24 protein-coding genes are annotated in these 25,104 nt (G+C 72.9%); 7 read left to right on the top strand and 17 right to left on the bottom strand.

What is annotated here, in order from left to right:
• Window positions 1–4: 4 nt before the first annotated feature.
• The 8 genes from recO to IEZ11_RS06225 all read right to left on the bottom strand — a co-directional run bounded on the left by recO (window position 5) and on the right by IEZ11_RS06225 (window position 8,781).
• On the bottom strand, window positions 5–754 hold the full coding sequence (recO, locus tag IEZ11_RS06260) for a DNA repair protein RecO (protein WP_189261556.1): 750 nt from the start codon (window positions 752–754) through the stop codon (window positions 5–7).
• Window positions 755–897: 143 nt separating this feature from the next.
• Window positions 898–1,122 (bottom strand): hypothetical protein, encoded by a 225-nt coding sequence (locus IEZ11_RS06255; protein WP_229712849.1) that lies wholly within the window; start codon window positions 1,120–1,122, stop codon window positions 898–900.
• 114 nt (window positions 1,123–1,236) lie between these two features.
• Window positions 1,237–2,163, bottom strand: coding sequence for a dihydrodipicolinate synthase family protein (locus tag IEZ11_RS06250; protein ID WP_189261554.1), 927 nt, complete (start codon window positions 2,161–2,163; stop codon window positions 1,237–1,239).
• Entirely contained in the window at window positions 2,163–3,161 is a 999-nt protein-coding gene (locus IEZ11_RS06245; RefSeq protein WP_189261553.1) for an oligopeptide/dipeptide ABC transporter ATP-binding protein, read from the bottom strand. The genes IEZ11_RS06250 and IEZ11_RS06245 overlap by 1 nt, the downstream gene beginning before the upstream one ends.
• A complete protein-coding gene (locus tag IEZ11_RS06240; RefSeq protein ID WP_189261552.1) occupies window positions 3,158–5,182 on the bottom strand; it encodes a dipeptide/oligopeptide/nickel ABC transporter permease/ATP-binding protein in 2,025 nt (674 codons plus the stop codon). Before IEZ11_RS06240 ends, IEZ11_RS06245 begins: the two co-directional genes overlap by 4 nt.
• Complete coding sequence (locus IEZ11_RS06235; protein WP_189261551.1) at window positions 5,179–6,138, bottom strand: ABC transporter permease; 960 nt, start codon at window positions 6,136–6,138, stop codon at window positions 5,179–5,181. The genes IEZ11_RS06240 and IEZ11_RS06235 overlap by 4 nt, the downstream gene beginning before the upstream one ends.
• Before the next feature lie 4 nt (window positions 6,139–6,142).
• On the bottom strand, window positions 6,143–7,738 hold the full coding sequence (locus tag IEZ11_RS06230; protein ID WP_189261550.1) for an ABC transporter substrate-binding protein: 1,596 nt from the start codon (window positions 7,736–7,738) through the stop codon (window positions 6,143–6,145).
• Between the two features lie 281 nt (window positions 7,739–8,019).
• Window positions 8,020–8,781 carry an SDR family oxidoreductase gene (locus tag IEZ11_RS06225; RefSeq protein ID WP_189261549.1) on the bottom strand — a complete coding sequence of 254 codons (762 nt, stop codon included), beginning with the start codon at window positions 8,779–8,781 and terminating at the stop codon, window positions 8,020–8,022.
• Between the two features lie 120 nt (window positions 8,782–8,901).
• On the opposite strand from IEZ11_RS06225, the gene IEZ11_RS06220 reads away from it, so the two are divergent.
• A complete protein-coding gene (locus IEZ11_RS06220) occupies window positions 8,902–9,510 on the top strand; it encodes a TetR/AcrR family transcriptional regulator (RefSeq protein WP_189261548.1) in 609 nt (202 codons plus the stop codon).
• Window positions 9,511–9,608: 98 nt separating this feature from the next.
• On the opposite strand, the gene IEZ11_RS06215 is transcribed toward IEZ11_RS06220, so the two are convergent.
• The 3 genes from IEZ11_RS06215 to sigJ form a co-directional block, all read right to left on the bottom strand.
• The gene (locus IEZ11_RS06215) at window positions 9,609–10,607 is read right to left on the bottom strand and encodes a hypothetical protein (protein WP_189261547.1); all 999 of its coding nucleotides are present in this window, start codon (window positions 10,605–10,607) and stop codon (window positions 9,609–9,611) included.
• Window positions 10,604–11,137 carry a SigE family RNA polymerase sigma factor gene (locus IEZ11_RS06210; RefSeq protein ID WP_189261546.1) on the bottom strand — a complete coding sequence of 178 codons (534 nt, stop codon included), beginning with the start codon at window positions 11,135–11,137 and terminating at the stop codon, window positions 10,604–10,606. The genes IEZ11_RS06215 and IEZ11_RS06210 overlap by 4 nt, the downstream gene beginning before the upstream one ends.
• A 98-nt stretch (window positions 11,138–11,235) precedes the next feature.
• Window positions 11,236–12,168, bottom strand: coding sequence for an RNA polymerase sigma factor SigJ (sigJ, locus tag IEZ11_RS06205; RefSeq protein ID WP_189261545.1), 933 nt, complete (start codon window positions 12,166–12,168; stop codon window positions 11,236–11,238).
• 123 nt (window positions 12,169–12,291) lie between these two features.
• Between sigJ and IEZ11_RS06200 the strand changes: the two genes are divergently transcribed.
• Window positions 12,292–12,687 (top strand): hypothetical protein, encoded by a 396-nt coding sequence (locus tag IEZ11_RS06200; protein WP_189261544.1) that lies wholly within the window; start codon window positions 12,292–12,294, stop codon window positions 12,685–12,687.
• A 162-nt stretch (window positions 12,688–12,849) separates the two neighbouring features.
• On the opposite strand, the gene IEZ11_RS06195 is transcribed toward IEZ11_RS06200, so the two are convergent.
• The 3 genes from IEZ11_RS06195 to leuA all read right to left on the bottom strand — a co-directional run bounded on the left by IEZ11_RS06195 (window position 12,850) and on the right by leuA (window position 16,968).
• Window positions 12,850–14,061, bottom strand: coding sequence for a sialidase family protein (locus IEZ11_RS06195; protein ID WP_189261750.1), 1,212 nt, complete (start codon window positions 14,059–14,061; stop codon window positions 12,850–12,852).
• A gap of 304 nt (window positions 14,062–14,365) precedes the next feature.
• Window positions 14,366–15,061 carry a TerB family tellurite resistance protein gene (locus IEZ11_RS06190; protein ID WP_189261543.1) on the bottom strand — a complete coding sequence of 232 codons (696 nt, stop codon included), beginning with the start codon at window positions 15,059–15,061 and terminating at the stop codon, window positions 14,366–14,368.
• A gap of 185 nt (window positions 15,062–15,246) precedes the next feature.
• On the bottom strand, window positions 15,247–16,968 hold the full coding sequence (gene leuA, locus IEZ11_RS06185) for a 2-isopropylmalate synthase (RefSeq protein ID WP_189261542.1): 1,722 nt from the start codon (window positions 16,966–16,968) through the stop codon (window positions 15,247–15,249).
• A gap of 320 nt (window positions 16,969–17,288) precedes the next feature.
• Between leuA and IEZ11_RS06180 the strand changes: the two genes are divergently transcribed.
• The 4 genes from IEZ11_RS06180 (at window position 17,289) to IEZ11_RS06165 (ending at window position 21,346) form a co-directional block, all read left to right on the top strand.
• Window positions 17,289–18,374, top strand: coding sequence for a M4 family metallopeptidase (locus IEZ11_RS06180; RefSeq protein ID WP_189261541.1), 1,086 nt, complete (start codon window positions 17,289–17,291; stop codon window positions 18,372–18,374).
• A 46-nt stretch (window positions 18,375–18,420) separates the two neighbouring features.
• Window positions 18,421–18,687, top strand: coding sequence for a protealysin inhibitor emfourin (locus tag IEZ11_RS06175; RefSeq protein ID WP_189261540.1), 267 nt, complete (start codon window positions 18,421–18,423; stop codon window positions 18,685–18,687).
• A 71-nt stretch (window positions 18,688–18,758) separates the two neighbouring features.
• Entirely contained in the window at window positions 18,759–20,093 is a 1,335-nt protein-coding gene (locus IEZ11_RS06170) for a GH1 family beta-glucosidase (protein ID WP_189261539.1), read from the top strand.
• Window positions 20,090–21,346, top strand: a complete 1,257-nt coding sequence (locus IEZ11_RS06165) for an MFS transporter (protein WP_189261538.1) — start codon at window positions 20,090–20,092, stop codon at window positions 21,344–21,346. Before IEZ11_RS06170 ends, IEZ11_RS06165 begins: the two co-directional genes overlap by 4 nt.
• A 148-nt stretch (window positions 21,347–21,494) precedes the next feature.
• Here the strand turns inward: IEZ11_RS06165 and IEZ11_RS06160 are convergent, their stop codons facing one another.
• On the bottom strand, window positions 21,495–22,358 hold the full coding sequence (locus IEZ11_RS06160) for an NAD-dependent epimerase/dehydratase family protein (RefSeq protein ID WP_189261537.1): 864 nt from the start codon (window positions 22,356–22,358) through the stop codon (window positions 21,495–21,497).
• A 122-nt stretch (window positions 22,359–22,480) separates the two neighbouring features.
• Between IEZ11_RS06160 and IEZ11_RS06155 the strand changes: the two genes are divergently transcribed.
• Window positions 22,481–23,341, top strand: a complete 861-nt coding sequence (locus IEZ11_RS06155) for a helix-turn-helix transcriptional regulator (protein ID WP_189261536.1) — start codon at window positions 22,481–22,483, stop codon at window positions 23,339–23,341.
• Here the strand turns inward: IEZ11_RS06155 and IEZ11_RS06150 are convergent.
• Together IEZ11_RS06150 and era are read right to left on the bottom strand one after the other, a co-directional pair.
• On the bottom strand, window positions 23,329–23,874 hold the full coding sequence (locus IEZ11_RS06150; protein ID WP_189261535.1) for an AMIN-like domain-containing (lipo)protein: 546 nt from the start codon (window positions 23,872–23,874) through the stop codon (window positions 23,329–23,331). The genes IEZ11_RS06155 and IEZ11_RS06150 overlap by 13 nt on opposite strands.
• 149 nt (window positions 23,875–24,023) lie before the next feature.
• Window positions 24,024–24,992: a GTPase Era gene (gene era / locus IEZ11_RS06145; protein WP_189261534.1), complete on the bottom strand. Its 969-nt coding sequence runs from the start codon at window positions 24,990–24,992 to the stop codon at window positions 24,024–24,026.
• Between the last annotated feature and the right edge of the window lie 112 nt (window positions 24,993–25,104).

The raw sequence follows: 25,104 nt of genomic DNA, 5'->3' as shown, positions 1-25,104 counted from the left end.
CCCTCTAGCTCTTCTCTACATACCTGAGCGAGCGCAGCCCGCGCTCCAGATGCCAGTGCAGATAGGCGGACACCAGCCCGCTGCCCTCCCGGACGTACCGTGCCTCGGCCGCGTCCGCGGTCTCCCAGTCTCCCGTAAGGAGCGCGCCGAGCAGAACCAGGGTCTGCGGCGAGGGCACGACGCTGCCGGGCACCCGGCAGTCGACGCAGACCGTGCCCCCGGAGCCGACCGAGAAGAAGCGGTTCGGGCCGGGCATGCCGCACCTGGCGCAGGCGTCGAAGCTGGGTGCGTAGCCGTTGACGGCGAGGGAGCGCAGCAGGAAGGCGTCGAGGACGAGATGCGGGGCGTGCTCGCCCCGGGCGAGCGTCCGCAGGGCTCCCACCAGCAGCAGGTACTGCTGCACCGCGGGCTCGCCCTCGTGGTCCGTGAACCGCTCGGCGGTCTCCAGCATCGCGGTCCCGGCGGTGTACCGCGTGTAGTCGGCGACGATCCCGCCGCCGTACGGCGCGATGGTCTCGCTCTGCGTGCACAGCGGCAGCCCGCGCCCGACCAGCTCGCTGCCGCGGGCGAAGAACTGCACGTCGACATGGGAGAAGGGCTCCAGCCGGGCCCCGAACTTCGACTTGGTCCGCCGCACCCCGCGGGCGACGGCCCGCACCCGCCCGTGTCCGCGGGTGAGCAGGGTGATGATGCGGTCCGCCTCACCGAGCTTCTGGGTCCGCAGGACGATGCCGTCGTCCCGGAAGAGACTCATCGCGCACCCTCCCTGCCCGGCCGCGGCACGGTCCGGTCCGCCGCACCCGGTCTCCGGGTGCGCGGCACGCCGCCGTCGTCGCGGAACAGGCTCATGCGCCCATTCTGCCCTGCCGCCGCGGGGGGCCGTCGGGCGAGGGAGTCTCAGGGGGCCTCGCCGCGGCCGCGGGCGTCGGCGTGGGCGGTGGCCGCGCCGAGCCGCTCGGCCTGGGTGGCGGCGCGTACGGCGTCCGGGTGCGCGTCCCACTCCCGTCCTCCCCCGTACGGCCGCAACTGCACGTAGGGGCCCTCGTGGCCCATCACGATGCCCAGTTGTCCGGTACGGGTGTCGACGGCACAGGAGCCGATGGGGAGGTTCGTCGCGTTCACCCCACCTGGCTCCCCCGCCCCTGCAAGTTTCACGCTTCGCATCACCGATGTGGCGCTGCGTGCCTAGACTCGGCCGGAGTCTGTCCCCGGGCCCCGTGCGGCCGCTGCCCTCGGCTACGTCAGGCCCGCCGCCGCGAGGTACTTCGCCACGCACTCGGTCTCCTCCTGCGACAGCGGCACCTGGGGTTCGGCGGTGGCCGGGCAGTCGATCACCCCGCGCAGGTGCAGCGCCGCCTTGAACGCCCCGAGCGCCGCCGAACTGCCGCCCATCCGGGCCGGGTCCCCGGCCCCGGTCATCCGGAAGAGGCCGCACAGCCGCTCCTGCTCGGCCCGCGCCCGCTCCCAGTCGCCCGCCCGGCAGAGCCGGTCCAGGCGGACGTAGCCGTCCGGGTCGACGTTGGCCAGTCCCGGTACCGCCCCGTCGGCGCCCAGCGCGAGCGCCGCGTCGACGGTCAGCTCGGCCCCCGTCAGCGCGCTGAAGCCGGACAGGCCGCGGCTGCCGGTGACGACCTCGCGGAAGGCCGCCAGGTCGCCGCTGGAGTCCTTCAGCCCGGCCAGCACCCCGTCGGCGGCCAGCTCCAGGACCAGGCCGGCGGGGAGCTTGGTGTGGACGGCGACCGGGATGTCGTACGCGATCACGGGGACCGGCGACCGGCCCGCGACCAGGCGGAAGTGGCGGGCGATCTCGGCCGGGTGGGTACGGGTGTAGAAGGGGGCGGTGACCACGACGGCGTCGGCGCCGGCCGCGGTGACGGCCGTGACATGGTCCAGGACCCGGGGGGTCGTCATGTCGATGACGCCCGCCAGCACCGGGAGCCGGCCGGCCGCGTGGGAGACCACCGTCTCCGTGACCAGCCTGCGCTGCCGGTCCGTCAGGTAGGCCGCCTCCGACGTCGAGCCGAGCACGAACAGGCCGTCCACCCCGGCCGCCGCCAGATGGTCGACGAGCCTGCGCAGGGAGGGGACGTCCACCTCGCGGTCCGGCGTCAGGGGCGTGCAGACGGGCGGTACGACACCGGTCAGCGGGCTGGGCAGGGGCATCAGGTCTCCCTGGGCAGGCGGTGGTTCGGCTGGTCCTCCTCCAACGGATGGTGACAGCGGTAGCGGTGAGCGGGGCGTGACGCGGCCGTGAAGTCAGGCATGCGGACCGCACACGCGTCGTCCGCCCGCCAACAGCGGGTACGGAACGGGCACCCGGACGGCGGCCGGGTCGCCGACGGGACCGGCCCGGTCAGCGGGATGGGGTCGATCGGACGGAGCAGGCCGGGGGTGGCCGAGAACAGGGCCCGGGTGTACGGGTGCCGGGCGTGGTCGGTGACATCGGCGGCCGGGGTCTCCTCCACGATCCGGCCCAGGTACATGGTGATCACCCGGTCGCTCATCCGCCGTACCGTCTGGATGTCGTGGGAGACGAGGACCATGGCCAGGCCCAGGCGTTCGCGCAGGTCCGACAGGAGGTTGAGGATCTGGGCGCGGACCGAGACGTCCAGCGCGCTGGTCGGTTCGTCCGCGACCAGCAGGCCGGGGTCCAGGGCGAGGGCGCGGGCGATCGCGACGCGCTGGCGCTGGCCGCCGGAGAGCTGGCCGGGCAGCGCCTCGGCGAGCGCCCGGTCCAGGCCGACCAGGCTCATCAACTCCCTTACCCGTTCCTCCCGTTCGGGCTTCGTGCCGCGCGAGTGGACGTCCAGCGGGTCGCGCAGGATCCGGTGCACCGGCAGGCGGCGGTTGAGGGCCGTGGACGGGTCCTGGAAGACCATGCCGGTGCTCGCGCCGACGGTCGACCGGCGGTCGGCCGGCGACATCGCCCACAGGTCGCGGCCGTGGCAGGAGACCGTGCCGGCGGTCGGCCGCTCGACGCCGACCAGGACCTTCGCGAGCGTCGACTTCCCGCACCCCGACTCTCCGACCACCCCGACCGTCTCACCGGCCGCCACGGTGAGGTCGGCGCCGGTCAGCGCGTACACCCGGTCCCGGCCGAACAGGCCGCCGCCGCGGGCCCGGTGGACCACGTGAACGCCGGACAGCTGTACCGCGCTCATGTCACCGCCTCCGTGCCGACCAGGTCGACGGCCGGGTGGTGGCAGGCCGCGGTGTGGGTGGGGGTGCCGGCGAGGGCCGGTGGTGTCGTACGGCAGATCCCGCCCGCGGCCGGGCAGCGGTCGCTGAAGCGGCAGCCCGCCGGGAAGTCGGCCGGGGACGCCACCACGCCCGGGATCTGGGCGAGCCGCTCGGCCCCGGACTCCAGCGACAGCACGCTGCCGAGCAGGCCGCGTGTGTAGTGGTGGGCGGGGGCGCCGACCAGTTCGGCGGTGACCCCGGTCTCGACGAGCCGGCCGCCGTACATCACCACCACCCGGTCGGTGACGTCCGCGACCAGGGCGAGGTCGTGGGAGACGAGGATCAGCGCGAAGCCGAGTTCCTCGCGGAGGCGGAGGAGGAGTTCCATCACCTGGGCCTGCACGGTGACGTCGAGGGCGGTGGTCGGTTCGTCGGCGATGATCAGGCGGGGGTCGCGGGAGAGGGCCATCGCGATCAGGACGCGCTGGCGCTGGCCGCCGGAGAGTTCGTGGGGGTGGCGGCGGAGCGTGCCACCGGGGTCCAGGCCGACGAGGGCGAGGAGCTCGGCCGGGGTGTGGTGGCCGCCGCGTCTCACCAACTGTTTGAGCTGGGCGTCGACGGTCATGGAGGGGTTGAGGGAGGACAGGGCGTCCTGGTGGACCATCGCGATCTCGTGGCCGAGGAGGCGGCGGTGGGGGGTGGTGAGGTCGACGGGCGGCTGCGGGTGGGTGGGGGCTGGTCGCGCCCGCGCGGCGGTGGCCGCATGTTCGACAGGGCCCCGCGCCCCTTCGGGGGCGAACCAGATCTGCCCGCTGACCCGGGCCGTCTTCGGTTGCAGGCCCATGACCGTGAGGGCCGTGAGGGACTTTCCGCAGCCCGACTCCCCGACCAGGCCGAGGACTTCGCCGGGATACAGCTCGAAGCCGATGCCGTCCACGACGTTCACGCCCCGGTGGCGGTCGGCGAAGCCGATGGCCAGGTTCTCCACGGAGAGCAACGGTCGACCGTCCCGGGGCGGCAGCGGGCGGGCCATGGCTCGGAGCCGCTCCCCCGCCTCCGCCAGGCCCGGCAGCTCCAGGGCCTCTCCTCGTTCGACGGCCGCCACCGGATCGGCCCCCACCGGATCGGCCCCCACCGGCCCGGTCCCCTTCGGTGCCGGGGACGCCCACGCGTCCGAGACGCCCTCGGAGAGGATGTTCAGGGAGAGGACGGTGAGGAGGATCAGCAGGCCGGGGAAGACGGTCGCCCACCAGCCGCCCGTCAGGACCATGTTCTTGCCGTCCGCGATGACGCTGCCCCAGGACGGGTCGGGGGGCCGGACGCCCGCGCCGACGAAGGACAGGGACGCCTCGAAGACGATGGCCTCGGCGACCTGGACCGTGCAGAAGACCAGGACGGGGGCGGCGCAGTTGACGGCCACGTGGCGGAGCACGATGTGCGGGGTGCGGGCGCCGATCACGCGTTCCGCGGTGACGTAGTCCTCGCCGTACTGGTCGAGGACGTTCGCCCGGACCACCCGGGCCACCGGCGGGGTGAACAGGAAGGCGATCGCGCAGATCAGGACCGTGATGCCGCCGCCGAGGACGGCGACCAGGACGGCAGCCAGGGCGATGCCGGGGAACGCCATCACGACGTCCAGGCAGCGCATCAGCGTCTCGTCGACGGCCGGGCGGGAGGTGGCCGCGAGGACTCCGAGGAGGGCTCCGGCGACCAGCGCGAGGGCGGTCGCGCCGAGGCCGATCGCGAGGGACCAGCGGGCGCCGTACATCAGGCGGCTGAGGATGTCCCGGCCGAGGCTGTCCTGGCCCATCCAGTGGGCGGCGCAGGGATGGCCGGTGCCGTCGACGGGGGCCTGTTGGGCGAGGGGGTCGTCGGGGGCGAGGAGCGGGGCGAGCAGTGCCGCCAGGACGACCACGGCCAGGAAGGCGAGGGCCGCCTTGGACAGCGGGGACGGCCCGCGCGGTCGTACGCGGGGGCGGGCCGCCCGGGTGGACGTCGTCATGCGGCCTCCCTCAGGCGCGGGTTGACCAGGAGGTAGAGGATGTCGATGACGAGGTTGACGAGGACGAAGCCGGTCGCGGTGGTGAGGACGACGCCCTGGACCACGGCCGGGTCGCCGTTCTGCACGGCGTCGATCATCAGCTTGCCCATGCCGGGCAGGGCGAAGACGGTCTCGATGACGACGGCGCCGCCGAGCAGATAGCCGACCCGCAGGCCGAGCACGGTCAGAGGGTTCACGAGCGCGTTGCGCAGCACGTTGCGGCCGACCACTACGTGCGGCGGCAGGCCGTTGCCGATCGCGGTGCGGACGTAGTCCTTGTCGAGTTCCTCGACCACCGAGGTGCGGACGATCCGGGTGAGCTGGGCGGCCACCGGGAGGGAGAGCGCGAGGGCGGGCAGGGCCATGGTCCGCAGCCAGCCGGTGACGGAGTCCTCCGGGTTGATGTAGCCGCCGGAGGGGAACCAGCCCCGGTCCACGGCCAGGTACTGGATCATCAGCAGCGCCAGCCAGAAGGCGGGGGCGGCGACCCCGACCAGGGAGAGCACCCGGATCACCTGGTCGGCGGCCCGGTCCCGGTGGACGGCCGCGGTCACACCGCCGGCCAGCGCCAGGACGACGGCGATGCCGAGGCCGAGGAAGGTCAGCTGGAGGGTGAGCGGCAGTGCGGTGACGACCTGGTCGAGGACCGGGGTGCGGGTGAGGGCGCTGGTGCCGAGGTCGCCGTGGAGCAGGTCGCCGACGAAGTGGAGGTAGCGGACGGGAAGCGGGTCGAGGAGGCCGTTGCGCTCCCGGAAGGCGTGCAGTTGTCGCGGGGTGGGGTCGGCGCCCTGGAAGAACGCGGACGCCGGGTCGACGTCGGAGAAGCGCATCACCAGGAACACGAACAGGGCGATGCCGAGCAGCAGGGGCACCAGCAGGGCGGTGCGGCGCAGCAGGATGCGCAGGACGGTGGTCATGCGGTCAGGCCCACCGGGCGGTGAGGACGTTGATGCCGGGGTAGGGCTGGGCCCTCATGCCGGTGAGTCTGCGCGGGTCCCAGGCGGTGATCAGCTCGTTGTGGACGAGCGGGTAGAGGACGGCCTGTTCGGCGACGACGTCGATGTAGTCCTGGATCATCGTCTTCTTCTTGTCCGGGTCCGGTTCGCGGGTGGCCGCGTCCATGTCCCTGAAGAGCCGCTTCGCGACGGCGTCGCCGGACCAGCGGGCGTAGCCCGTCCAGAGGTTCTCGGGGCCGTAGTTGTAGTGCATGATCAGGTCGGCGTCGAGGCCGAACTGGTTGGGGTTCGAGGCGGCGGCGACGACCTGGTAGTCCTGTTTCTGGTCCATCTTGGTGAACACGGCCGTGGTCTCCTGCGGGGACAGGGTGGTGGCGACGCCGATCGCGTCCCAGGACGACTTGATGGTGGGCAGGCAGTCGACGAGCCAGCTCACGTTGACGGCGAGGATGTCGACGTGCAGCCCGCTGACTCCGGCGGCCCTGAGGAGCGCCTTCGCCCGGTCCGGGTCGTGGTCGTAGACCGTCCTGGCCCTGCGGTAGGCGGGGTTGGTCTCGTTCAGGAACGAACTCGCCGGTTTTCCGCGGCCCTTGAGGGCGACCTCGACGATCTTCCGTTTGTCGACGGCGTAGTGCAGGGCCTGGCGGACCCGGACGTCGTCGAAGGGCGGGTGCTGCGTGTTGAACATCAGGAACAGGTTGTTCATCCCGGCGCCGCCGCCGACCGACAGTCCGCCCTGTTCCAGGCGGGGGATGTTGGCGTAGGGGATGTTGTCGGAGATCTGGGCACCCGCGCCGGTCCCGGAGATCCGCGCGACGCGTGCGGCCGCGTCGACGATCGTCAGCCAGTTCATCTTCCGGAAGGCGGCTCTGCGGGGGCCGTTGTAGCCGTCGTACGCGGCGAAGGTGGTGTTCGACTTCGGGTGGTGCCCGGTCTGCCGGTACGGTCCCGAGCCGACCGCCAGTCCCCTGATCGCGTCGTCCCAGGCGCCGGGCCGGGCGAACACGTGCCTCGGCATGATCTTGGCGAGGGTGAGGCGGGCGATCCCGTCCGGGAACGGGAACCTGAGGACCAGGTCGACGGTCCGGGTGTCGACCTTGCGGGCCGCCCTGAGCCAGCTCGCGAAGAAGCCGCGGGCGAGGGTCGGGGTGCCGGGGTCGAGGATCCGGTCGAAGACGAAGACCACGTCGTCGGCGGTGACCGGCCTGCCGTCGTGGAAGGTGGCGCCCGGCCGCAGGGTGAACCGCCAGGTGGTGGCGTGGGCGTCGGCGGGCAGCCGGGTCGCCAGCGCCGGGTAGGGGGCGCGGGTGATCGGGTCGGTGTCGGCCAGGCCCTCGTAGATGTGGTTGTTGGCGGCCGTCGCGAACGCGGACGCCGTCTGGGTGGGGTCCCAGCTGCCGTCGTTGCCGTAGCCGATGACGGCGGTGAGGGTGCGGTCGGAGCCGTCCCCGCCGAGGTCGATCGTGGACCTGGGTCCGCATGCCGTCAGGGCGGCCGCCGCGCCCAGCGCGCCGGTGCGGGTCAGGAACGTCCTGCGGGCATGGGTCGCCGCGTCGCGCACGGTGCCTCCAGCGTGGGGGAACGGAGACGTCGGACATCCTGTGTAAACGCGACCATAAGAGGGTGTTCAGGGACGGTCAAGACAACGCGCGCGAATGGCGTACACCATCAGAGGCGGGACCAATCACACCACGGGCCGGACCCCATGACACCGCGCCCGTCCGGGAGTTGGCGCCGCCCGCCCGGGAGGGGCGGCCGCCTCCCGGGTCACCGGGACGTCCCGCGCCGGTCCGCTCGGGCCCTGCCGGACACGGCGCTGCGCGAGGCGGCCGCGGCACGCCGTCAGGCGATGCCGCCGTTCGCGTAGAGCACCTGGCCGTTGACCCAGCGGCCCGGACCGGCCAGGAAGGCGACGGTCTCGGCGATGTCCGCGGGGGTGCCCAGGCGCTCCAGCGGGGCCTGGGCCGCCAGCCGCCGCACCGTCTCCTCGTCCTTGCCGTCGAGGAAGAGCGGGGTGGCCGTGGGGCCGGGCGCGACCGCGTTGACGGTGACGTCACGGCCGCGCAGCTCACGGGCGAGGACGAGGGTCATCGCCTCGACGGCCCCCTTGCTCGCGGCGTAGGCGGCGTAACCGGGGGCGGCGAGCCGGGTCACGGAGGTCGAGAAGGTGATGATCGCCCCGCCGGCCCGGACCCGGCGCGCGGCCTGCTGGGCGACGACGAAGGTGCCGCGGATGTTGGTGCGGTGCATCCGGTCGAGGTCGGCGAGGCCGAACTCCACGACCGGCCCGAGGGTCATCACCCCCGCGGTGTGGACGACCACGTCGAGGCCGCCGAACTCCTTCTCGACCCGGTCGAACGCCTCGGCCATCTCACCCTCGTCGGCGACGTCGCCCCGGACGGCGACGGCGCGGCCGCCGGCCCGCTCGACCGCGGCCACCACCTCCTGCGCGGCCTCGGCGTTGCCGGCGTAGTGGACGCCGACCGCCGTGCCGTCCGCGGCCAGCCGCTCGGCGACGGCGCGGCCGATGCCGCCGGACGCTCCGGTGACCAGCGCGACACGGGCGATCCGGGCGCCCTGGGTGTCCTGGGTGTCCTCGGACATGGTGATTCCGCCTCTCCGGGAGGAGCAGTTAATGAACTCTGAGTCCATATAAGCAGATGGTGGACGCACCGTCCATATGTCACAGTGAGTGGTCGTCGGACACGGCCAGGAGGCAGCGCGGTGGAGCAGCGGACGGAAGGCACGCCGGTGCGGCGGGGGCGCGGGCGGCGGCCCGCGGACGAGGTGCGGGCGGACGTGCTCGGCGCCGCCGGGACCCTGCTCCTGCGGGACGGCATGGCCGCCTTCACCATCGAGCGGGTCGCCCAGGAGGCCGGGGTCAGCAAGACGACCATCCACAAATGGTGGCCCTCGCGCGGCACACTCGCACTCGACGGCTACTTCCACGCCGTCGAGTCCGCCCTCGCCTTCCCCGACACCGGCGACATCCGGGCCGACCTGACGGCACAGGTCCGCGCGTTCGTCCGGCTGCTCACCGGGACGCCGGCCGGCCGGGTCATCGCCGGGCTCATCGGCCAGGCCCAGACCGACCCCGACCTGCTGACCGCCCTCCGCAGGCGCTACTCGGGGCCCCGGCGCGAGCTGGCCGTGGCGGCGATGCGGCGCGCCCAGGACCGCGGCCAGCTACGCGCCGACGCCGATCCCCGGATCCTGGTCGACCAGCTCTGGGGGGCCTGCTACCACCGCCTGCTGCTGCCCGACGAGCCCCTCACCGAGGAGTTCGCGGACCGCCTGGTCGCCAACCTGCTGCACGGGGTCGGCACCGGCTGAGCCGGCCGCCGCCGCACCCGAGCGGCGGCCGTCGACCGGGGTGGGCGGAGCGGGCCCGGAAGACCCGCGGGTCCGCGGCGTGCCGTGCCGGACCCTCCTCAGGGCAGGGTCCGCTCGTACGACGTGTCCTGGTCGGAGTCGTAGACGAGCTTGCCCGTCGCGTCGTAGCCCTTCAGGTGCGGGGCCGCGGTGACCTGCTTGTGCAGGGTGCCGGTGGCGACGAACCAGCCGTGGTCGAGGACCACTTCGCCCGCGCCGCCGCCGTAGGAGACCGTCATCGTGGCCACCGAGGCACGGTAGCCGCCGATGATCCCCCAGCGGAACGGCAGTTTCCAGTTGCCCTTGTCGATGACCGACTCCTGGTACAGCTTGCCGCTGTTGATGTCCGGGGCCACGGGCGTCTTCACGCCGCCGAAGGGGTCGCCGATGCTGGTGTTCAGACCGGAGGCCGTGCCGTCCTTGACGGTGCAGATGAGCCGGGCCGGCACCGGCTTCTCCCGCACCGCGACCACGAAGCGGCCGTCGCCCGGGGCGTTGGAGTCGCCGGTGCTCCGCATCGCCAGCAGGATCCGGTAGTCGGCCGGCCTGCCCAGGTCGGTGTAGGCCGGGTCCTTGGAGAGGCGCTGCGCCTTGTTGTGCTCCAGGCACTTGCCGAGGTCCGCGGCGGCCTGGTCGAAGGTGATCCCGTCCAGCAGCTGGTCCGCCGGGGACGCCGGGCGTGCCGGGGCGGTCGGGGTGGCCGACGGTGCCGGGGGCGACCCGGTGGCCGGCCCGGTGGGTGACGCGCTGGCCGGCCCGGTGGCCGACCCCGTCGGTGCCGGGCGCTCGCTGACCGGCGCGGTGGGGCCGGGCCCGGCCGGGACGTTCGTGGTGGTGCCGCCGCCCAGCGCGTACGCGCCGACCGGCAGCGCCGCCAGCGCCGCCAGCGCCGCCCCGCCCACGGCCAGGCGCCGCCGTCGCTCCAGCACGCCCCGGCGGCGGATCTCCGGGTACGGCACCGACGACGGCCGGACCAGCGCCGCGTCCCCCGCCAGCAGCGCCCGCACCCGGGCCTCGAACTCCGGCTCGGCCGCCCCGCCCTGCTTCTCGCCGCTCACCTGCTGCCTCCTTGCACGGGCGCCGCGTGGCTCATGGCCTGCGCGAGTCCCGGAACCGTACGCAACTTGGCCAGGCCCTTGGACGCCTGGCTCTTGACCGTGCCCGGGGAGCAGCCGAGCACCTCGGCGACCTCGCCCTCGGACAGGTCCTCCCAGTACCGCAGCACCACCACCGCGCGCTGCCTGGGCGGCAGCCCGGCCAGGGCCGCGAGCAGCGTGCCGCGCTCGTCGGCCCGGGACACGGCGTCGTCGTGCCCCGCGCGCTCCGGCGGAGCTGCGGTCAGCGACTCGGTGACCCGGCGCTTGCGGAACCGGTCGCTGTTGCAGCTGACCAGCATGCGACGGACGTACGCCTCCGGATGGTCGGTCCGGGAGACGCGCCGCCAGGACCGGTAGGCCTTCGCCAGCGCGGTCTGCGTCAGGTCCTCCGCGTGGTGCGGGTCACCGGTGAGCAGATAGGCGGTGCGCACCAGATGCGACCACCGTGCTCTGACGAACTCCTGGAACTGGTCCTCTAGTTCGGCCTGCATCAGCCACCCCCTTGCCCTCCAGACCACCGGGTGCCCCGATTCGGTTGCCCGGCGGGCGGGCCGGGGCGGCGGGGCCGGGCGGGCCGGGCCGGGCCGGGTCAGCTCGGTGCGGGGGCGTTCCAGGGGCGGAGCTTGTCGGGGTTGCGGACCGCCCAGATGCGGGTGACCCGGCCGTCGGCGAGGTCGAAGGCGGCCACGGTCACGGTGACACCGGCGTGCCGGGCGACGAGGCCGGGGCGGCCGTTGACGGTCCGTTCGAGGAGGGTGAGGGCCGGGACGCGGTCGGCCATGCCGACCAGGTAGCGGGCGATGCGCTCGCCGCCCTCGACCGGGCGCGGAATGCTGCTCGCCAGGCCGCCGCCGTCGGCGGTCATGACGGCGTCGGGGGCGAGCAGGCCGACGAGCGCCTCGATGTCCCCGGCCTCCCACGCCTCGCGGAACCGCCGTACCAGCGCGGCCTGTCCGGCGGCGGGCCCGGCGGGGGCCCCGGCGGCCCGCACCCGGCGCCGGGCCGAGGCCGCCAGCTGCCGGCAGGCCGCCGGGGTCCGGCCGACGATCGCGGCGATCTCGGCGAAGGAGTAGCGGAAGACGTCGTGCAGGACGAAGGCCACCCGTTCGGCCGGCGTCATCGTCTCCAGGACGACGAGGAAGGCCATGCCGACCGACTCGTCGAGGGTGATCCGGTCGGCGGGGTCGTCCGGTCCGGCGCCGGGCCACTCGGTGCGGTCGGGAAGGGGTTCCGGTATCCATTCGCCGACGTAGCGTTCCCGCCGCATCCGCGCCGAGCCGAGCAGGTCCAGGCAGATCCGGCCGGTCACGGTGGTCAGCCAGGCGCCGGGCGACGCGATGTCCGCCCGGCGCCGCGGTGACAGCGCGTACCAGCGGGCGTAGGCCTCCTGCACGGCGTCCTCGGCCTCGGTGAGCGAACCGAGCAGCCGGTAGGCGAGACCGGTCAGCCGGCGTCGTTCCCCGGCCACCGGTCCCCGGTTCGCCGCGGTCCCGGCATCGCCGCCGGTTCCCGTCCTCGTCACTTCGGCCCCCCGTGACCGTCCGCGTCCGGTCCGCCGGGCCGCCTCACATTCCGCGGGGCTGCGTCGTCGGACTACCGAGACAGTACCGATCACCGCCGCGAGGCGGCGAAGGGAGACCGTGCCATGACCACCACACAGCCGGCGACGAAGCCGCACAGTCCCACGTTCGTGCAGGTCGCGATCGCCCTCCAGACTCTGGCGATATTCTTCCAGGCGGCCACCGCGGGGGTGCTGCTGGCCCACCACGGCGAGCTGCTGCACAGCGTCGGGGCGCGGGTGATGTACGGGGCGTCGATGCTGTACGTGCTCGCGGCGGTGCTGGCCTGGCGGCCGGGCGGCGCGAGCGCGCGTCCGGTCCTGTACGCGTCCGGCTTCCTCGCGCTCGCCTCGGCGCAGGTGGTGCTGGGCATACTGCGGGTGCCGTCGGTCCATGTTCCGCTGGGGGTGCTGATGTTCGGGCTGAGCGTGCTGGCACTGGGCCGGGCGCTGTCCGGACGTTCCGCCGCACGGGACGCCTGAGCGGGCGGCACCGGAGCGAAGAGGGGACGGGGATGGGAGCCGGGACGGATCCGGGGCCGGCCGGCTGAGCCGCCTGCGGCCCCGTGCGGCTGGGGGTGTCGTTCGGATCATGCCGGCGTCGCGGGGTCCGGCACGCACGGGTCGGCCGGTCCGCACCGTTCGTCACAGCCGGCCTGGTCCGGACGACACCCCCTGGTCGGGGCTCTGGATCCGCCGGAACTCGATGGTGTCGTACGCCGTCCTCGTGCCCGTCTCGTACAGCACGCCCACCGTGCTCCTGTTCACCTGCACCAGGTCCGAGTAGGCGGCCTTCTGGCCGGACAGGGTGCGGTACCTGGTGAAGGTGACGCCCTGGTCCGTGCTGGTCCACAGGGCCATGGCCTTGCGGGCCGTCGGGACCGAGGGGCCCGAGAAGAGCAACGAGCCCTCTTTGCCCCGGAGTTGGAGAACCGATCCCTCGACCACGGGGACCCTGGCGAGGGCGGGCTGGACGGTGAAGGCGGCGTCCAGGGTCTCGCCGCCGTCGCTCGACCAGGCCTCCAGGCGGTTGCCGGGGCTGGAGCCGTTCTGGTCGCGGGCGTTGAAGTAGAGCCGGCCGTCCGGGAGTTGGGCGGCGGTGGTCTCGTTGGCGTTGTCGTGGCCGGTGTAGGAGTCGTCGACGAAGCCGAGGTGCCAGCGCAGGCCGCCGTCGTCGCTGTAGATCGCGTGTCCGCCGTAGTACCGGGCCTCCCGGCCGGTGTCCGCGGAGCCGGCGCGCGGGGCGGCGGAGTGGTCGGCGGCCACGACCAGGCGGCCGCGGTGCGGTCCCCGGGTGAGCGCGACGGCGTGCCCGGGGCCGGTGGCGTACCAGCGCCAGCCGGCCGGTTTCACCTGGGCGGTGATCTCGTGCGGGCGGGTGAAGCGGCGGCCGTCGTCGCCGCTGCGCTGCACGTACACCCGGCGGCTCTGCGCCTCGGTGACCTGGCCGCGCATGATCTGCGCCTCGCTCACCGAGCCGTCGTTGTAGGAGGTCACCAGGACGACCTGGCCGCTCCTCGGGTCCACCACCGGCACCGGGTTGCCGCGGGTGTCCCCGTCGCCGTCGGCCACCACCTGGAGCGGGCCCCAGCTGCAGCCGCCGTCGGCGGAACGTCTCAGCACGACATCGATGTCGCCGCTGTCCCCGGTGGTGGTGTGCCGGCCCTCGGCGAAGGCGAGCAGCGTGCCGCGCGGGGTACGGACGACGGCCGGGATGCGGTACTGGGCGTAGCCGCCCTCGCCGGAGACGTACGGCACGGAGGACTCGCAGCCGGCCGCCGCCCAGGCCCTGGGCTCGACCGTGAACGCCCCGAGCAGCAGGGCGGCGGCGAGGGAGATCCGGCTCGCACAGGTCACAGGAGACACTTGGCTCACTCTTCCATGGTTCACCCGCCCGGCTTCACCGCACGCCCACAACGCCCAAACGGGTCACGCGGTTTGTCGTACCGTCAGGTGCGGCACGTCCGGCGCCGGACCGGGAGGACGGCACGGCCGCCGCACGTCGCCGGTGAACGGGCCCGGCGCGAGGCCCACTCGGCGGCCGCGGGCACCGTGGCGGCCGGACGGCACGCGACCGGGGAGCGGACGCCCGGGTGCCACCGGCGACGGCGGCACCGGTCCGCCGCGGCCACCACCCCCGCCACGCCCCGCAGGGCGGCGCTCAGGACGGCAGCCGTGCCGCCGCCAGCAGGCGGGTGACGTCGGTGGCGCAGATGGTGAGGGCCGCGCCGACCGTGCCGAGGACCTCGCGTTCGGCGTTGGTGTAGGGGCCGTCGGCGAGGGCGATCCGGGCGGCCTGGAGGAGGAGGGACTCGCGGCCCGCGGGGGCGAGGTGCGGGGCCAGCGGGTCGAGGGCCTCGTGGAGTTCTATCGCCAGGCTCGCGCGGTACGGCTGTTCGAAGACCCGCCCGGTGTCGGCGAGGAGTGCCTCGACCAGCGCGCCCAGCTGTTCCTCGGTGGCCTCCTCGAACCCGGCCGCGCGGACCGCTCCGGCCGCCGCCTCCAGGGCCGTACGGGAACAGGTGCCGCCCGCGGCGAGGACGGCCAGGGCGACGGTGTGCACGGCGTCGCGGAGCATCGCCGAGAAGCGGGACGTGGTGGGGTGGTCGAGGACCTCGGTGCCGTAGTGGTGGCGGCAGGCGGCGCACTCCACGACCGGCCCGGTGGTGCCGCGCGGCAGCACCGGCACGCCGAGCAGGGTGAAGCGGCGACGGCCGGTGAGCCGCTGGTAGTTGCGGTCGCCGCCGCAGCCGGGGCAGAAGAACTCGCCGTCGCCGACGGGTGTCCACGCGGTGCGGGTGCCCAGGATGCGGGCAGGCCTGACGTCTCGGCCGTCTCGTCCCCGTACTGGCAGCACGTCGCACCTCCGTAACGCCGTGGCAACATCGCCACCGCTGGCGTGATGTTAGCCACATGGAGGAGCCGGAGTCAGTACCTCGTACGAGACCTGTCCGTGACCTGCGCGTCGAGTTGGCCGGGAAACGACCTGGCCCCGACCGCCGGATGGGGCGATCGGGGCCGTGAACTCGCTGGTCAGAAGGGTCAGCGGGCGGCGCGGTTCACCGCGGAGACGACCGCCTTCAGCGACGCACGCGTCGTGTTCGCATCGATGCCGATCCCCCAGAGGATCTTGCCGTCGATCGCGCATTCGATGTAGGAGGCGGCCTGCGCGGAGGCACCCTCGCTCATCGTGTGCTCCTGGTAGTCCAGCAGGCGTACGTCGATGCCCAGGCCCTGCAGTGCGTCGAAGAACGCGGAGATCGGGCCGTTGCCGGAGCCGGTCAGGACGGTGTCCTCGCCGTCGACGGTGGCCTCGACGGTGAGGGTGTCCACGCCGTCGGTGTCGGTGGTCGACTGACCGGTGCGGACCTGGACGCGGCCCCAGGGGTTCTCCGGGTTCGGCAGGTACTCGTCCTGGAAGACCGACCAGATGTCGGCGCCGGTGATCTCGCCGCCCTCGGCGTCCGTTTTCGCCTGGATGATCTTCGAGAACTCGATCTGCATCCGGCGCGGCAGGTCCAGCTTGTGGTCGTTCTTCAGGACGTACGCGATACCGCCCTTGCCGGACTGCGAGTTGACCCGGATGACCGCCTCGTAGGAGCGGCCGACGTCCTTGGGGTCGATCGGCAGGTACGGCACCGCCCACTCGATGTCGTCGACGGTGACGCCCTTGGCGGCCGCGTCGGCCTCCATGGCGTCGAAGCCCTTCTTGATGGCGTCCTGGTGGGAGCCGGAGAAGGACGTGTAGACCAGGTCGCCCACGTACGGGTGGCGCGGGTGGACCTCCATCTGGTTGCAGTACTCCCACACCCGGCGGATCTCGTCGATGTCGGAGAAGTCGATCTGCGGGTCGACGCCCTGGGAGAAGAGGTTCATGCCCAGGGTGACCAGGTCGACGTTGCCGGTGCGCTCGCCCTGCCCGAACAGGCAGCCCTCGACGCGGTCGGCGCCGGCCATCAGTGCCAGTTCGGCGGCGGCGACGGCGGTACCGCGGTCGTTGTGCGGGTGGACGGAGATGACGACGTGCTCGCGGCGGGAGATGTTGCGGCTCATCCACTCGAAGCGGTCCGCGTGCGTGGACGGGGTCGAACGCTCCACCGTGGCGGGCAGGTTGAGGATGATCTCGCGGCCCGGACCCGGCTGGTAGACGTCCATGACCGCCTCGCAGACCTCCAGCGCGAAGTCCAGCTCGGTGTCGGTGAAGATCTCCGGGCTGTACTGGTAGCCGAACTCGGTCTCGGGGCCCAGCAGCTTCTCGGCGTACTCCATCACCAGGCGGGTGCCGTCGATGGCGATCTGCTTGATGTCGTCCTTGGAGCCGCGGAAGACGACCCGGCGGAAGACCGGGGCGGTCGCGTTGTACAGGTGGACGGTGGCCCGCCGGGCGCCCTTCAGCGACTCGACCGTCCGCTCGATCAGGTCCTCGCGGGCCTGGGTCAGTACGGAGATGGTCACGTCGTCCGGGATCGCGCCCTCCTCCTCGATGATCGAGCGCACGAAGTCGAAGTCGGTCTGGCCGGAGGCGGGGAAGCCGACCTCGATCTCCTTGTAGCCCATCTTGACCAGCTGGTCGAACATCCGGCGCTTGCGCTCGGGCGACATCGGGTCGATCAGGGACTGGTTGCCGTCGCGCAGGTCGGTGGAGAGCCAGCGGGGAGCGGCGGTGATCCGGTTCTCCGGCCAGGTGCGGTCCGGGATGTCGACCTGCTCGTAGCGGCCGTACTTGTGGATCGGCATGGTGCTGGGCTGCTGGCGGTTCGCCATGATTGCGGGGCTCCTAGTGGGTGTCCGGAAGGACGGCCGACGACGCAACGCGAAGCTCCGCGGGGAGGGAGTCGACCTGGACTACAGGCCCTCGCCGCGGCAGCTAAGAAGAAGCAGCCCGAAACGCATGATGCTCCGCATGCTAGCCGAGCCCCTTCGGCGGCGGGGCGCCGTATCAGTATGCGGGACCGCAAGGACAAAAGGGACAGAAAGTGCGCTATACCACTTCCGCTCACAGAGCGTTGTCAATTGTCACGGTATTTCACTAATCATGGTTGCGGGTAGTGACAGTGAAGTGACTCAGTGCGAGGGTGCGGTGCATGACGACCAACGGGGGCTTTGAGCCCGTCATCCGCCGCACGCCCGTCTTCTGCGGGATCGTGCCGCCGCATATCCTCGACCACCTCGCCCAGCACGAGGACCAGGCACTCTCCGACTCCGCGCTGCGCACCCTCCAGCACGACTCCGCCGCCCGCACCCGCCGCCGCATCACCGCGGTCCGCACCCTCACCGCCGTCGCCGCCCCGGCGGCCCCCGACGCCGTCCCGCACCGCACGATCTACGACGCGGAGCACGGCACCGCCCTGCCCGGCACCGAGGTCCGCGCGGAGGGCAGCGAGCCCGGCCAGGACGCCACCGTCAACCGCGCCTACGCCGGCCTCGGCGCCACCTTCGAGCTGTACCTGAAGGCGTACGAGCGCAACTCCATCGACGGCAACGGGCTGCCGCTGAACGCCAGCGTCCACTACGACGTCAACTACGACAACGCCTTCTGGAACGGCGACCAGATGGTGTTCGGGGACGGCGACGGCGAGATCTTCACCGACTTCACCAGCTCCGTCGACGTCATCGGCCACGAACTCACGCACGGCGTCACCCAGTACACCGCCAACCTGGAGTACTACGGCCAGTCCGGCGCCCTCAACGAGTCGGTCTCCGACGTCTTCGGCTCGCTCATCAAGCAGTACTCCCTCGGCCAGAGCGCCGAGCAGGCCGACTGGCTGATCGGCGAGGGCCTGCTCGCCCCCGGCGTGCACGGTGTGGCGCTGCGCTCGATGAAGGCCCCGGGCACGGCGTACGACGACCCCCGCCTCGGCAAGGACCCGCAGCCGGCGACCATGCAGCACTACGTGCGCACCAGCCGGGACAACGGCGGGGTGCACATCAACTCCGGCATCCCCAACCACGCCTTCTACCTGCTCGCCACCGCCCTCGGCGGCAACGCCTGGGACCGGGCCGGGCAGATCTGGTACGACGTCCTCACCGGCGGCGAGCTGCAGTCGGACGCCGACTTCGCGGACTTCGCGAAACTCACGGTCGCCGCGGCCAAGGCCCGGTACCAGACGGGCGAGGAGAGCGAGGCGGCCCTCAAGGCCTGGGCCCAGGTGGGGGTGCAGGCCTCCTGACCGCCCGGGGGTGCACGGCACCCGATTCCGTACTACACAGGGACCCATGCGTATTCAGGTGAGGCGCACGGGCGGGTTCGCGGGCATCGAGCGCCGGGCCGAGGTGGACACCTCGGGCCGGCCCGACGCCCCCGAGTGGCAGGCCCTGGCCGAGGGCGCGCTCGCGGCCGGCCGGGGCACACCGCCGCCCGGGGTGCCGGACGGGTTCGCGTACGAGATCACGGTGGACGGACGGACGGTGTACGCGGCCGACCCGCGACTGTCCGAGGAGCAGCGCGAACTGATCTCACGCGTGTTGAAGGAAGGGGCGTGACCAGGTCCCGTAACGGGTAGTTCACGCCCGGGCGTTGACTTACGTTACCCGGGGTAAGGATGATCCCGGCCATGGCGACAGACGCGGTCCATCCGATGCACCCCCTCCCTCGGTTCCCCGACGGCTTCCTCTGGGGCGTCTCGACCTCGGCTCATCAGATCGAGGGCGCGGCCGACCTGCGGGAGCCGTCCGTGTGGGACGTGTTCGAGGCGGAGCCGGGCCGGATCAAGGACGGCTCCACGGCGGCAGTGGCCTGCGACCACTACCACCGCCACCGCGAGGACGTGGCGCTCCTGGCCGGCCTCGGCGTGGACGCGTACCGCTTCTCGGTCTCCTGGCCGCGGGTGCGCGCGGCGGGCGGCCTGGACTTCTACGACCGGCTGGTGGACGAGCTGTGCGCGGCGGGCGTCCGCCCGGTCCCGACCCTCTTCCACTGGGACCTGCCGGTCGCCCTTCAGGAGAAGGGCGGCTGGCTGGACCGGGACACGGCGGCGCACTTCGCCGAGTACGTCTCGGCCGTCGCGGACCGGCTCGGCGACCGGGTCAAGAAGTGGATCACGCTCAACGAGCCCGCCGAACAGACCCTGTTCGGATACGCCCTGGGCGCCCACGCGCCGGGCCGGCAGCTGATGTTCGACGCCCTCCCGGTCGCCCACCACCAGCTCCTCGCGCACGGTCTGGCGGTCCGGGCGCTGCGCGCGGCCGGCGCGGCCGACATCGGCATCGCCAACTCCCACGGCCCGACCTGGCCGGCCTCGAACGCTCCGGCCGACCTGGAGGCTGCCGCCTTCTACGACCTGCTCCTCAACCGCCTGTTCGCCGAACCGGTCCTGCTGGGCGAGTACCCGGACGGCATGGGCGACCTGATGCCCGGGGACGTCGCGGCCGACCTGAAGGTGATCGCCGAGCCGCTCGACTGGTACGGCGTCAACTACTACGCCCCCACGAAGGTCGGCGCCCCGCAGGGCACCGAGATCGAGTTCGGCGGGCTCACCCTCCCCGCCGAACTCCCCTTCTCCGTCCAGGACATCGAGGACGTCCCGGTGACGGACTTCGGCTGGCCGGTCGTCCCGGAGGGCCTCACCGAACTCCTCACCGGCTTCCGGGACCGCTACGGCGACCGGCTCCCGCCGGTGGTCATCACCGAGAACGGCTGCTCCTACGAGGGCGTCGACGACCAGGACCGCATCGCCTACCTGGACGGCCACGTCCGGGCGCTGCACAGGGCGGTCGAGGCCGGCGTCGACGTGCGCGGCTACTTCGTCTGGTCGCTCCTCGACAACTTCGAGTGGGCGGAGGGGTACGCGCGCCGCTTCGGCCTGGTCCACGTCGACTACGCGACCCTGGCGAGGACGCCGAAGTCGTCGTACGCCTGGTACCGGGACGTCCTGCGGGCGCAGAGATGACGACGCTCGGGGAACCCGCCGCCGCCCTGGCCGAGCCGGTCGAGCGGGTCGGGCGGGGCTGGGCCTCGGCGCTCTCCCTCGCCAACGGCGCGATCTGGGTGGGCTGGTACGGGCCCCTGCAGATCCTGCTCGCCTCCCAGGCCAAGGACTTCGCGCCCGGCTCCGGGATGTCGAAGGAGACGATGCTGGCGTGGGTGACCGGCGTCGGCGCGGTGGCGTCGCTGGTGGCGAACCCGGTCTTCGGCGCGCTGTCGGACCGTACGGCGTCCCGCTGGGGCCGCCGTACGCCGTGGATCGTCGCCGGTACGGCGGGCGGGGCGCTGTCCCTGCTGCTGCTCGCGGGCGCCCGCGGGATGTGGACGATGATGCTGGGCTGGTGCCTGGTCCAGCTCACCCTGAACGCGGCCTTCGCTGCGGTCACCGCGGCGGTGCCGGACCGGGTGCCGAGGCTCCAGCGGGGTTCGGTGGGCGGCTGGCTGGGGGCCGCGCAGATCCTCGGCGTGGTCGGCGGCACCGGGCTGGCGACGGCCGCCGGCGGCGTCGGTGCGGGCTATGTCGCGTGCGCGGTGTTCACGGCGCTGGGCGTCCTGCCGTACGTGCTCCGGTACCCGGACCTGCGGCTGGCGGCCGAGGACCGGCCGCCCTGGTCCTGGCGGGGCTTCCTGGCCGGTTTCTGGCTGAGCCCGCGCCGGTACCCGGACCTCGGCTGGGCCTGGCTGACCCGCTTCCTGATCAACCTCAGCAACGCGCTGGTGCTGCTGTACCTCCTCTACTACCTCCGTGACCGCCTCCACTACCACGACCCCGACCAGGGGGTGCTGATCCTCACGGCCGTGAACGGGCTGACGCTGATGGCGACCGTCGTGGTCGGCGGGGTCTGGTCGGACCGGGCGGGCCGCCGCAAGCCGTTCGTGATCTGGTCCGGGATGCTGATGGCGGTGGCGACGGCGCTGCTGTCGGTGTGGCAGACCTGGCCGGGGGCGATCGTGGCCGCGGCGGTGCTGGGCATCGGCTTCGGGGTGTTCACCTCCGTGGACTTCGCGCTGATGACCGACGTCCTGCCGAAGGCGGTGGACCGGGGCAAGGACCTCGGCGTCATCAACGTCGCCAACGCCCTGCCCCAGGTCGCGGCCCCCGCCCTGGCCGCACCACTGGTCACCTACCTCGGCGGCTACCGGGTCCTGTACCTGGTGGCGGCGGTGATCGGCCTGGCGGGGGCGTGGCTGGTGCGGCGGATACGGGGCGTCGACTGAACACGTCCGGCGCCGGCAACGCGCCCCGTAAGGGGCGCGGGGCTGTACCTGATGTGCGGCTCCGCCGCGTGGGCGCGACCAGCCACGACGGCGCCGCAGACGACCGACGACGCATCGCGGCCTCCGGCGAGCCGCGCCCGACTCGCTCCTACAGCGCCCCGGCGTCCCGGGCCGTCCAGGCGCTCGGGTAGATCGGCCGGAAACCGAGATCCCGGCGGATCTTCCGGTTCGACATGATCCCGTGCCAGGGATCGCGGTCGGTATCGGTACGGGTGGACAGGTCCTCGGGCGGCTCGACGCCGGCCAGCCGGTACAGCTCCACGGTCGTGACGGGCGCGTCGTCGGCGATGTTGTAGACCGGGCCGTTCACCGCGGGGGCGTACAGCAGCCGCAGCAGCCCCTGCCCGACGTCCGCGTGGTGGGCCATCTGGAGCCGCTGCTCGGGGGCCCAGCGCGCGGCCCAGGGCAGCGCGTTCGCGATGTGCGGGTCCCCTTCGCCGTAGACGAACGGCAGCCGCCCGATCCGCACCTCCATGCCGCCCGCCAGGGCGAGCAGCTCCCGCTCGGCGGCCGCCTTGGACTCGGGGTACGCGCCCCACAGCGCGCCGCCGGGCCGGCTCTCGTCGTCCTCGGTGAGCGGGCGGCCGCGCCCGGACCCGTACACGTTCCCGGTGCTGACCTGTACGAACCGGCGTACACCGGCGCTCAGCGCGGCCCGCCCGAGGGCCACCGCCGCGTCCCGGTTGACCGCCCAGGCCTCCTCGTCCGGCACCCCGCGGAAGGCCGCGGCGACGTTCACGACCGCGTCCGCCCCGACGACGGCCTTGCTGAGCGCCTCCTCGTCCCGCAGGTCGCCGACGACGACCTCGGCACCCAGCGCGGCGAACGGCTCCCCACGGGCCGCGTCCCGCACCAGCACCCTCACCCGCTCGTCCCCTTCGGCCTGGGTGATCAGCCGCGGCACGAACCGCCGCCCGACCTGCCCGGTCGTCCCGGTGACAAGAGTGATCATGACCTTCTCCTTCGCTCTGGTCCCACCACCCTCGCCCCGGTCCCCCGCCACCGGGAGAGACCTCCCGATCGGGGGACCGGCGGTCCCTGGATAAGCCGGGCGCCGCGGGTCACCCTGGAGACGTGGACCGACCCGAACTCGCCGACTTCCTGCGCCGCGCCCGAGCCCGCCTGGACCCCTCCGACGTGGGCCTGCCGCCGGGCGCCCGGCGCCGCACCCCGGGGCTGCGGCGCGAGGAGGTGGCCGCGCTGGCCGGCATGTCCGCCGACTACTACACGCGCCTCGAACAGTCCCGGGGCCCGCGCCCGTCCCGCCAGATGCTGACGGCGCTGGCCCGCGCGCTGCGCCTGACGGAGGACGAACGGGACCACCTGTTCCACCTGGCCGGCGAGGAGGCCCCGCGGCGGGAGGCGACCAGCACCCACGTCGGTCCGGGGCTGCTGCTGGTCCTGGACCGGCTGCACGACACCCCGGCGCTGGTGACCACCGACTGCGGTGAGGTCCTGGCGCAGAACGCGTTGTCGCGGGCGCTGAGCGGCGACGTCCTGGCCCGCCCGCCGCGCGAACGCAACCTGGTCCGCCGCTACTTCCTGGACCCGTCGACGCACGGCCCCTTCCCGCCGGAGGACCGTCCGGCGCGGGCCCGGGAGCAGGTGGCGAACCTGCGCGCGGTGGCGGCGGCCCGCCCCACCGACCCGGTCCCCGCCGCCCTGGTGGCCGAACTCCTCGCCGGCAGCGAGGAGTTCGCCCGCCTGTGGGCCGAACACGAGGTGGCGGTACGCCGGGTGAGCACCAAGCGCTTCCTGCACCCCGCCGTCGGCCTCCTGGAACTGGACTGCGAGGTCCTGGTCAACGCCGACACCCACCAGCACCTCGTCGTCCACACCGCCCGTCCGGGCACGGAGTCGTACGAACGGCTGCAGCTGCTGAGGGTGGTGGGGATGCAGGACATGAGCGCGGCCGCGCCGGGTCACCAGGTGTGAGCCACGTCCACCACGAGATGGTCGGCCGTCTGGAAGACCCGGAACGGCAGCCGGGCGCGGACGCCCAGGCCCGCCTGCGTGTAGCCCTCGGAGCCGCCGGTGACCTTGAACTCCCGGAAGGTCCGGTACCCGGTGACGTCGACGGCCGGCAGCGCCGGGTAGGGCTGTCCGGTCGCCGGGTCGTAGCGCGGGGCGAACAGCGAGATCTCCAGAATGGCGCCGCCCTTGATCGGGACGACGACGTCGGACGGGTCCTGGTGCAGTTCGTCGACGTAGCGGACGCTGTAGCCGACCGGGTCGGCCGAGGTGCCCTGGGCGTCGAAGACCAGCCGGTCGTAGCACTCGTGCTGTCCGGCGCGCACGTCGGTCAGCCGCCTGCCGGTGACAGCGTCACCGGTCTTGTCCAGGCTTCCCCAGGTCACGGCGCAGTCCGCGGTCACGGCCGTCGGCGCGGCCACCGCCGGAACCGTGCCGGCCAGCAGGCCGCCGCCCGCGAGCGTCATCGCTGCCAGTGCAGTACCTATTCGTCGCATGACTACCCCCCGGTAGTTCGCGCAGGTGTGTGCCTGTTCAGACCGGTGACCGTCCGGAAGGTTGTACACAGGAGAGCGGTCCATCGCGGCGCAGGGGCCCCTTCCGGCACCCGCGACGCCCCGTGGCACCGCGGTTTCACGCGAGGGCGCTAGAAGCCCAGCCGCCGCAGCTGCTTGGGGTCCCGCTGCCAGTCCTTGGCGACCTTCACATGCAGGTCGAGGAAGACGGGCGTGCCCAGCAGCGCCTCGATCTGCTTGCGGCTCTTGATGCCGACCTCCTTCAGGCGCTTGCCCTGGGGGCCGATGATGATGCCCTTCTGGCTGGGGCGCTCGATGAAAAGGTTGGCGTGGATGTCCAGGAGGGGCTTGTCGGCGGGGCGGTCCTCGCGCGGGAGCATCTCCTCCACGACGACCGCGATGGAGTGCGGGAGTTCGTCGCGGACACCCTCCAGGGCGGCCTCGCGGATCAGCTCGGCGATCATGACCTGTTCGGGCTCGTCGGTCAGGTCGCCCTCGGGGTAGAGCGCCGGCCCCTCCGGGAGCAGCGGCACCAGCAGGTCGGCCAGCAGCTGCACCTGCTGGTCCCCGACCGCCGAGACCGGGACGATCTCGGCCCACTCGAAGCCGAGCTCCCTGCCCAGCTGGTCGATGGCGATCAGCTGCTCGGCGAGGGTCTTGGAGTCCACGAGGTCCGTCTTGGTGACGACGGCGACCTTGGGGGTCTTCCGGATCCCCGCCAGCTCCTTGGCGATGAAACGGTCACCCGGACCGATCTTCTCGTTCGCCGGGAGGCAGAAGCCGATCACGTCCACCTCGGCCCACGTCGTGCGGACCACGTCGTTGAGCCGCTCGCCGAGCAGGGTGCGCGGCTTGTGCAGGCCGGGGGTGTCGACCAGGATCAGCTGGGCGTCCTCCCGGTGCACGATCCCCCGTACCGTGTGCCGCGTCGTCTGCGGCTGGTTCGCGGTGATCGCCACCTTCTGCCCGACCAGAGCGTTCGTGAGGGTGGACTTGCCCGCGTTGGGGCGCCCGACGAAACAGGCGAAGCCCGCCCGGTGGGCGTCCTTCGACGATTCCGACGGCTCGGTTGACTGGCTGCGAACGCTCATGGCCCCCATTCTCCCTGATCCACGAGGCCCCGCCGCACCGTGAGATTTCGGTAACCCCGACGCAACGAAACGTCACGGAAACACCGCCGCATGCAACCGGAAACCGGGACCGGTGACCCTC

It is taken from the genome of Streptomyces fuscichromogenes (assembly GCF_014645815.1).
In the GTDB taxonomy this organism is placed as follows: domain Bacteria; phylum Actinomycetota; class Actinomycetes; order Streptomycetales; family Streptomycetaceae; genus Streptomyces; species Streptomyces fuscichromogenes.
The sequence above is the reverse complement of the archived record's forward strand: the minus strand, read 5'-3'. Positions and strand labels throughout refer to the sequence as shown.